The sequence below is a fragment of the Idiomarina aquatica genome, assembly GCF_004362895.1.
Classification (GTDB): domain Bacteria; phylum Pseudomonadota; class Gammaproteobacteria; order Enterobacterales; family Alteromonadaceae; genus Idiomarina.
In genome coordinates, this window is the sequence record NZ_SNXI01000061.1 from 1 (window position 1) to 1,286 (window position 1,286).

The 1,286-nt window shown below is 43.6% G+C and carries 1 protein-coding gene; it reads left to right on the forward strand.

Features of this window, described 5'->3' with window-relative positions; genetic code table 11:
* The first annotated feature begins 343 nt into the window (after positions 1-343).
* Positions 344-1,177: a hypothetical protein gene (locus tag DEU29_RS13955; RefSeq protein WP_133541025.1), complete on the forward strand. Its 834-nt coding sequence runs from the start codon at positions 344-346 to the stop codon at positions 1,175-1,177.
* Positions 1,178-1,286: the final 109 nt, after the last annotated feature.

Here is a 1,286-nt window from a genome sequence, read left to right on the forward strand (position 1 = left end):
TATTGTTAAAGAGCGTTGCTTCTTTCCGAAGCAGGGAGGCGTATTTTACATCCCTTTTCGTTATCGTCAAGTGCTTTTTTCAGCTTTTTGATAACCCCGTTGTCAGCGTTTGGCGCTTGCCTTTTCTCCCTGACAACGGCGGCGAATTATAGCGATCTTATTTGCCCTTGCAAGATCTTTTTTAAAACTTTTTTAAATTGCTGTTTTTTTACCCATGTTTGTTAAGCTCGTGTAGAAAACAACGGAACTCATGTTAAGGTAACTTGACTAAAACTATAAGCGTGTCGCTATGCTCGTTATATTGAGCTACTAACACTAAGTTATATAATTGCAGGGGCTCTCTATGCTGTTTTCAAAAAATAAAGCGTGGTTTAAACAAACGCTACTTGCACTGAGTGCAGTTGCTGCTAGTTTTAGTGCGCACTCCGCACTAGACATGAGCGATGCGACAAGTCGCAGTGTTTCCGAATATATTGCAATACTCCCCAGCGCGGAACAAAAGAAAGTCGACGCCTATCATAAAATGATTGGCAATCATTTAAATCAGAACTTTTCTATTGTGCGCACCGTTAGGATCCTTACCTCTCATTATCCCCAGGACGTGCAAGAAATATTGTTAGCGGCTTACCAACATCACCCAAAGCAATTAAACGTAATTAGTCGAGCGGTAATAAGAAGTGAAGCTGCGCTTACCTCTGATGTTCTTGATACGGCATTGTCCGTGGCGCCTGATGATTATACCCAGATAATACGCATGGCGATTAAAGCTGAACCTGCTTACATTGATGACATTGTTGCAGTAGCTGCACAGCATCAGCCTAATCATCTTGAAGAAATCGTTCGCGTTGCAATTACAGTAGAACCCGATCTGAGTGGCTCAGTTATCTATAGTGCCGCAAACAATTCACCCAACGGATTTCTCGACGCAGTCGTTAATGTGTTTGCCTCTATACCGGAATCAACCAGCAATCTTTTTTATGCGGTGAAGGACTTTTTTATCGGTCAGGAGAAAGTTGAACAACCAAACCAACTGCGGGCAAATCCCGAACAATGGCAACGCTTCCTGACTATCGCCAAGGCTCAGGGGGTAACTAAACAAGAAATGCAATGGCTTCAAAAACAGGGCTATATAACCGAAGAGCAGCTAGCCCAAGCATACTCGAGTAGCAGTAATTGACGCCCGTTTAGGCAATATCGAGTAGGGTGAGGCGTCACCGCCTCATCCCTCTCACAGAACCGTACATACGGGCCTCGTATACGGCTCATGCACATAGTTATTTAGCATA

Coding starts and splice junctions, on each gene's coding strand:
- DEU29_RS13955 (WP_133541025.1), top strand. CDS start 344: ATGCTGTTTTCAAAAAATAAAGCGTGGTTTAAACAAACGCTACTTGCA.